This window comes from Escherichia sp. WS1152 (assembly GCF_046487665.1).
GTDB lineage: Bacteria > Pseudomonadota > Gammaproteobacteria > Enterobacterales > Enterobacteriaceae > Escherichia > Escherichia coli.
In genome coordinates this window covers 83,945-91,113 of the sequence record NZ_JBJQJA010000016.1, presented here as the reverse complement: position 1 = coordinate 91,113, position 7,169 = coordinate 83,945, and the positions used below count along the sequence as shown (strand labels likewise).

Genomic DNA, 7,169 nt, shown 5'->3' with positions numbered 1-7,169 from the left:
GTGCCGTATCCCTGAAAATAATTCTGCTGCATTTCCTCTTCTTATTTTGCAGTCGTCTTCATTCATTACCACGTCCAGACGCCAGTGCAGCTTATTCTCCACGTGCCAGTGATTTCGGATCGCTGTGGCGAATTTCTCAGCGGTTAAATCAGCAGAACTGATATAATATCTGACCGTCATTTCTGGCTCTTTCTTTTGCTCTGCTATTATGGACCGAAAGGAGACTGCCACGCATAATTTCTTCAGCCCTTTCCATTCAAACGTGAAATCAATAAGTTCATCAGGGACATCGCAAACAATATGAAGACGGATTTCTTCTCTGCCGTGACTCTTTTCACTAATTGCGTAACTGTCATGCTCTGGATTATTTAATTCTTTCAGCGGAAATTTTTCCTCAAAGGCTTTATTAAGCCGCCCCTGGTTACCTTTTACCGCGAATAAATAATCACCGCCCTGTTTTTGTATCTTCTCTGCGATATCTTTCTGGCAACCCATCGCATCAGTTGTGATAATTTTCCCTTTAATATCCAGCATGTTAAGAAGTTCAGGGATAGCTGTAATCTCATTAGATTTCTCATCCGTCTTGATCTGTCCGATGACCAGACTGTGCATTGTTGAGAACGCACTAATGACATGAATCGCTCCCCTGCGGCGACTCTTGTCATAAGAATGCCGGAGCGTTTTTCCATCAATTGCAATGACGTCTTTATCATCTGAAGAATGACAATCACGCATCCAGTTAATAAAGCACTCATGAAATTTTGTAGGGCTGATACAGGATACAACTCTGGCAATGGTATCGTGAACAGGAATACCATTTTCAAAATCACCATATTGCTTCAAAAAATCGAGATGTGTTTCCCCAAAATCCTCTATATCTTCCCAACCTTCTGCACCCGAAATAACGGCACAAATAGTCAACAGTAGAATATCTGATAATTTATGTTCCACTTTCTAGGCTTGTCTGTAATCGGGGATAATAGAAATATGTTCCATCAATTTTTTAAGTTCCATTTTGTTCTCCTTAATTATACAAGGAGTATTTGATCATGTATAAGCAATAAAAGACAGCTTTAGGTAATGAGGAATATCTCAATTTTTAAACATAAAATGCGAATTATTTAGTACAAAAAGTGTACTTCTGATGATCTTTCCCTGGAAACAGGTGCTCAAAATACAGGCTTCTGCCGCCGTTATCACTGAGTATCAGTGTGTTATCGCGCAGCTGTAAGCGGATATCCGCAGGCATTTTCCAGCCGGGGCCGAGGCTCCCCACCGGCGCGGGCGTTTTTGTCCGATAACTGCTGTAGGTGCGGGAGAGAATGAACGGCAGCGGGGCGGGCAGGGCGATGTCGGTTTCACCGGGAAGGACCTTTGCACCCAGCAGCGGATTGACCGGATGGCCGGACGTCACCCCGCCGGGGCACACCGAACAGGCCACGCCGGTGGGGGCACCGATGCGCACCCCGGCTGAACCCTGGACAATGCTACCGCCATACTGCGTCATGTCGCCCTGACGCGCCGCCGGTTTTCCGCTCATCGTAAAATCCTTTTGAAATAAATAAGAACCAGAAGCCTAGCGCCAGTCAACAACAGGAAATGATAATGAGTTAACACCCCGGAATTTTTCAGAATTTATAAAAGGCAAATTACAGGCACAAAAAAAGCGCCGTGCGGCGCTTTTTTCGGAAATCCGGTCTTATTTGCTGCCCGGGATGTTGAAACGCTTGTTGAAGCGGTCAACACGGCCACCGGTAGCAACATCACGCTGTTTGCCAGTGAAGAACGGGTGGCACTTGCTGCACACGTCGAGGTTCAGGTCATGACCAACGGTGGAGCGGATTTTCATTACGTTACCGCAAGAGCAGCTAGCAGTAATTTCTTCGTATTTCGGGTGAATATCTTTTTTCATGGGAAAACCTCGGTTTAAGGCCGCGTCGCTCTTCCAGCCCTAACGCCAGACACCACGCGATGTTAAAAGTATAGCTTCAATACGATCATTTCGTACGAAGGCGCGAAATCATACAGAAATTAACCAGCGTATGCAAACTGATCCGCACTCTTCTACGGCAATGTGTATACTAACCCACCGAATTTCAAGTCAGGATGATGCTATGCCCGTTGCCCACGTTGCCTTGCCCGTTCCGCTTCCTCGTACCTTTGACTATCTGCTGCCAGAAGGCATGACGGTTAAAGCTGGGTGTCGCGTGCGCGTGCCGTTTGGCAAACAGCAGGAGCGCATCGGGATTGTGGTATCAGTTAGCGATGCCAGCGAACTGCCGCTCAATGAGCTAAAAGCGGTAGTCGAAGTGCTGGATAGTGAGCCGGTGTTTACTCACTCCGTCTGGCGATTGCTGCTATGGGCGGCAGATTACTATCATCATCCGATTGGCGATGTGCTGTTTCATGCCTTGCCGATTTTACTACGCCAGGGGCGGCCTGCGGCGAACGCGCCGATGTGGTACTGGTTTGCCACTGAACAAGGTCAGGCGGTGGATCTGAACAGCCTGAAACGTTCGCCCAAGCAACAACAGGCGCTGGCAGCGTTACGGCAAGGCAAAATCTGGCGCGACCAGGTTGCCACGCTCGAATTTAATGATGCCGCGTTGCAGGCGCTGCGCAAAAAAGGTCTGTGTGATTTAGCAAGTGAAACACCAGAGTTTAGCGACTGGCGAACGAACTATGCCGTTTCTGGTGAACGGTTGCGATTGAATACCGAACAGGCCACCGCCGTTGGCGCAATTCATAGTGCGGCGGATACCTTCTCTGCCTGGCTGCTGGCGGGCGTTACAGGTTCCGGTAAAACAGAGGTTTATTTGAGCGTACTGGAAAACGTGCTCGCTCAGGGCAAACAGGCGCTGGTGATGGTGCCGGAAATCGGCCTGACACCGCAAACTATCGCCCGTTTTCGTGAACGTTTTAATGCCCCCGTGGAAGTTCTGCATTCCGGCCTGAACGACAGCGAGCGTCTTTCGGCGTGGCTGAAAGCGAAAAATGGTGAGGCGGCGATTGTGATCGGCACCCGCTCCGCGCTGTTTACGCCGTTTAAAAATCTCGGCGTGATTGTCATTGATGAAGAGCACGACAGTTCCTACAAGCAGCAGGAAGGCTGGCGCTATCATGCCCGCGACCTGGCGGTTTATCGTGCGCACAGCGAGCAAATCCCGATTATTCTTGGCTCCGCAACACCCGCACTGGAAACGTTATGCAACGTCCAGCAGAAAAAATACCGCCTGCTACGCCTGACGCGTCGGGCGGGGAATGCGCGTCCGGCAATTCAACACGTGCTGGATTTAAAAGGTCAGAAGGTGCAGGCGGGGCTGGCTCCGGCGTTAATCACCCGTATGCGCCAGCATTTACAGGCCGACAACCAGGTTATCCTCTTTCTTAATCGTCGGGGTTTTGCGCCTGCGCTGCTGTGCCACGACTGCGGCTGGATAGCCGAATGCCCACGTTGCGATCACTACTACACGCTGCATCAGGCGCAACAGCATTTGCGCTGTCACCACTGTGACAGCCAACGCCCGGTGCCGCGCCAGTGCCCTTCCTGCGGTTCCACGCACCTGGTACCCGTGGGGCTGGGCACCGAACAGCTTGAACAGACGCTCGCGCCGTTATTCCCTGGTGTGCCCATTTCTCGTATCGACCGCGATACCACCAGCCGCAAAGGAGCGCTGGAACAACAACTGGCGGAAGTGCATCGCGGCGGCGCGAGGATCTTGATTGGCACGCAAATGCTGGCGAAAGGTCACCACTTTCCGGATGTGACGCTGGTAGCGTTACTGGATGTGGACGGCGCGCTGTTTTCTGCCGATTTTCGCTCGGCAGAGCGTTTTGCCCAGCTATACACCCAGGTAGCAGGCCGTGCCGGGCGTGCGGGTAAACAGGGCGAAGTGGTGCTGCAAACGCATCATCCGGAACACCCGCTATTGCAAACGTTGCTCTATAAAGGCTACGACGCTTTTGCCGAACAGGCACTGGCTGAGCGACGCATGATGCAACTGCCGCCGTGGACCAGCCATGTGATTGTGCGTGCGGAAGATCATAACAATCAGCACGCGCCATTGTTCCTGCAGCAACTGCGTAATCTGATCCTCTCCAGCCCGCTGGCAGACGACAAATTGTGGGTTCTCGGTCCGGTTCCGGCACTGGCACCTAAACGTGGCGGTCGCTGGCGCTGGCAGATATTGTTGCAGCACCCTTCCCGCGTGCGCTTGCAACACATCATTAACGGTACGCTGGCACTCATCAATACAATACCGGATTCCCGTAAGGTGAAATGGGTGCTGGATGTTGATCCGATTGAGGGTTAAACCGCTCACGATGCGAGGCGGATCGAAAAATTCAATATTCATCACACTTTTCATGAAAATTCTGTAACCGTTTTCACGCGCTATCTGCTAAAAATGTTGCCGATGTGAAGTAAACATGGATGTAGTACGCCTGACGTGCCAGGCGAGGAGTGAGTGTGAAAGCGAAGAAGCAGGAAACTGCCGCGACCATGAAAGACGTTGCCCTCAAGGCAAAAGTCTCTACAGCGACTGTCTCCCGAGCATTAATGAATCCCGATAAAGTCTCCCAGGCCACCCGTAATCGGGTTGAAAAAGCGGCCCGGGAAGTGGGTTATTTACCGCAGCCTATGGGGCGCAACGTCAAGCGTAATGAATCCCGCACCATTCTGGTGATTGTCCCGGATATCTGCGATCCCTTCTTTAGCGAAATTATTCGCGGTATAGAAGTTACGGCGGCAAATCACGGATATCTGGTGCTGATTGGCGACTGTGCGCATCAAAATCAGCAGGAAAAAACCTTTATCGATTTGATCATCACCAAGCAAATTGATGGCATGTTGCTGCTGGGTTCAAGGCTGCCGTTTGATGCCAGCATTGAGGAACAGCGTAATCTGCCGCCGATGGTGATGGCGAACGAATTTGCACCGGAACTGGAGCTGCCTACCGTTCATATCGACAATCTGACCGCCGCATTTGATGCAGTAAATTATTTATATGAGCAAGGGCATAAACGGATTGGCTGTATAGCCGGTCCCGAAGAGATGCCGCTGTGTCACTACCGCCTGCAAGGTTACGTTCAGGCGCTGCGTCGCTGCGGCATTATGGTTGATCCGCAATACATCGCCCGTGGCGACTTCACCTTCGAAGCCGGAAGCAAAGCAATGCAACAGCTGCTTGATCTTCCACAACCGCCTACTGCTGTCTTCTGCCATAGCGATGTAATGGCACTCGGCGCACTTTCGCAGGCAAAACGCCAGGGGCTGAAAGTACCGGAAGACCTTTCCATAATCGGTTTTGATAACATCGACCTGACGCAATTTTGTGATCCGCCGCTGACAACCATCGCGCAGCCACGTTACGAAATCGGTCGGGAAGCTATGCTGTTATTGCTTGATCAAATGCAGGGGCAACACGTTGGCAGTGGCTCTCGTTTAATGGACTGCGAACTTATCATCCGGGGATCAACACGCGCGTTACCTTAAAGTAAACCTTTAAGACTGCCGTGACTGGTCAAAGGCCCGCCGCTTAAGTAACATGGCGGGCTGACGAACGAATAAATACAGCGAAACGATAGTGGCACAACGAGATTATGTACGCCGCAGCCAACCGGCACCTTCGCGGCGAAAAAAGAGCACCTCACGGAAAAAGCAACGAAATCTGCCTGCGGTTTCTCCCGCTATGGTCGCTATTGCTGCCGCCGTTCTTGTGACCTTTATCGGTGGTCTGTACTTCATTACGCATCACAAGAAAGAAGAGTCCGAGACGCTGCAAAGCCAGAAAGTGACCGGAAACGGACTACCACCAAAACCAGAAGAACGCTGGCGCTACATCAAAGAGCTGGAAAGTCGCCAGCCGGGTGTGCGTGCGCCCACAGAACCTTCTGCCGGTGGTGAAGTGAAAACGCCGGAGCAACTGACACCAGAACAACGTCAGCTTCTTGAACAAATGCAGGCTGATATGCGCCAGCAGCCAACGCAGCTGGTTGAGGTTCCGTGGAATGAACAGACGCCGGAACAGCGTCAGCAAACGCTACAGCGCCAACGTCAGGCGCAGCAATTAGCGGAACAGCAACGCCTGGCTCAGCAGTCGCGTACGACTGAACAAAGCTGGCAGCAGCAGACGCGTACGTCGCAAGCCGCGCCGGTACAGGCGCAACCGCGCCAGTCTAAACCGGCTTCTACTCAGCAGCCGTACCAGGATCTGCTGCAAACCCCTGCGCACACGACCGCGCAGTCGAAGCCGCAGCAAGCTGCGCCGGTTACTCGTGCCGCTGACGCGCCAAAACCGACGGCGGAGAAAAAAGACGAACGCCGCTGGATGGTGCAGTGCGGTTCGTTCAGAGGCGCGGAACAGGCAGAGACGGTACGTGCTCAGCTGGCGTTCGAAGGATTTGACTCGAAAATCACCACCAACAATGGCTGGAATCGTGTGGTCATTGGCCCGGTGAAAGGCAAAGAGAACGCAGACAGCACCCTCAATCGGTTGAAGATGGCGGGTCATACAAACTGCATTCGGCTCGCCGCCGGGGGTTGAAACCCTCAAAATCCCCCCCATCTATAATTGCATTATGCCCCGTACTTTTGTACGGGGTTTGTACTCTGTATTCGTAACCAAGGGGTCAGCTCGTGACAACTATAGTAAGCGTACGCCGTAACGGCCATGTGGTCATCGCTGGTGATGGTCAGGCCACGTTGGGCAATACCGTAATGAAAGGCAACGTGAAAAAGGTCCGCCGTCTGTACAACGACAAAGTCATCGCGGGCTTTGCGGGCGGTACTGCGGATGCTTTTACGCTGTTCGAACTGTTTGAACGTAAACTGGAAATGCATCAGGGCCATCTGGTTAAAGCCGCCGTTGAGCTGGCAAAAGACTGGCGTACCGATCGCATGTTGCGCAAACTTGAAGCACTGCTGGCAGTCGCGGATGAAACTGCATCGCTTATCATCACCGGTAACGGTGACGTGGTGCAGCCAGAAAACGATCTTATTGCTATCGGCTCCGGCGGCCCTTACGCCCAGGCTGCGGCGCGTGCACTGTTAGAAAATACTGAACTTAGTGCTCGTGAAATTGCTGAAAAGGCGTTGGATATTGCAGGCGACATTTGCATCTATACCAACCATTTCCACACCATCGAAGAATTAAGCTACAAAGCGTAAG

The 7,169-nt window shown here is 52.0% G+C and carries 5 protein-coding genes and 2 pseudogenes; 4 read left to right on the top strand and 3 right to left on the bottom strand.

Annotation, left to right across the window (positions count from 1 at the left end; all coding sequences use genetic code 11):
- The 3 genes and pseudogenes from ACJHW7_RS20170 to rpmE all read right to left on the bottom strand — a co-directional run.
- A pseudogene (locus ACJHW7_RS20170) lies at window positions 1-1,014 on the bottom strand (ISAs1-like element ISEc1 family transposase); the annotation flags it as partial.
- 133 nt (window positions 1,015-1,147) lie between these two features.
- Window positions 1,148-1,540 (bottom strand): annotated as a pseudogene (locus ACJHW7_RS20165) (DUF6531 domain-containing protein); the annotation flags it as partial.
- A 159-nt stretch (window positions 1,541-1,699) separates the two neighbouring features.
- Window positions 1,700-1,912, bottom strand: a complete 213-nt coding sequence (gene rpmE / locus ACJHW7_RS20160) for a 50S ribosomal protein L31 (protein ID WP_000710769.1) — start codon at window positions 1,910-1,912, stop codon at window positions 1,700-1,702.
- Between the two features lie 202 nt (window positions 1,913-2,114).
- On the opposite strand from rpmE, the gene priA reads away from it, so the two are divergent.
- The 4 genes from priA to hslV all read left to right on the top strand — a co-directional run bounded on the left by priA (window position 2,115) and on the right by hslV (window position 7,168).
- Window positions 2,115-4,313 carry a primosomal protein N' gene (priA, locus tag ACJHW7_RS20155; RefSeq protein WP_021557385.1) on the top strand — a complete coding sequence of 733 codons (2,199 nt, stop codon included), beginning with the start codon at window positions 2,115-2,117 and terminating at the stop codon, window positions 4,311-4,313.
- 155 nt (window positions 4,314-4,468) lie between these two features.
- Complete coding sequence (cytR, locus tag ACJHW7_RS20150; RefSeq protein ID WP_000644904.1) at window positions 4,469-5,494, top strand: DNA-binding transcriptional regulator CytR; 1,026 nt, start codon at window positions 4,469-4,471, stop codon at window positions 5,492-5,494.
- A gap of 91 nt (window positions 5,495-5,585) precedes the next feature.
- Window positions 5,586-6,545 (top strand): cell division protein FtsN, encoded by a 960-nt coding sequence (ftsN, locus tag ACJHW7_RS20145; RefSeq protein WP_000068837.1) that lies wholly within the window; start codon window positions 5,586-5,588, stop codon window positions 6,543-6,545.
- A 92-nt stretch (window positions 6,546-6,637) separates the two neighbouring features.
- Window positions 6,638-7,168: an ATP-dependent protease subunit HslV gene (gene hslV / locus ACJHW7_RS20140; protein WP_000208242.1), complete on the top strand. Its 531-nt coding sequence runs from the start codon at window positions 6,638-6,640 to the stop codon at window positions 7,166-7,168.
- Window position 7,169: the final 1 nt, after the last annotated feature.

Excerpts from the sequence above, each read along its gene's own strand:
- rpmE (WP_000710769.1), bottom strand. The coding sequence starts at position 1,912 with ATGAAAAAAGATATTCACCCGAAATACGAAGAAATTACTGCTAGCTGC.
- priA (WP_021557385.1), top strand. The coding sequence starts at position 2,115 with ATGCCCGTTGCCCACGTTGCCTTGCCCGTTCCGCTTCCTCGTACCTTT.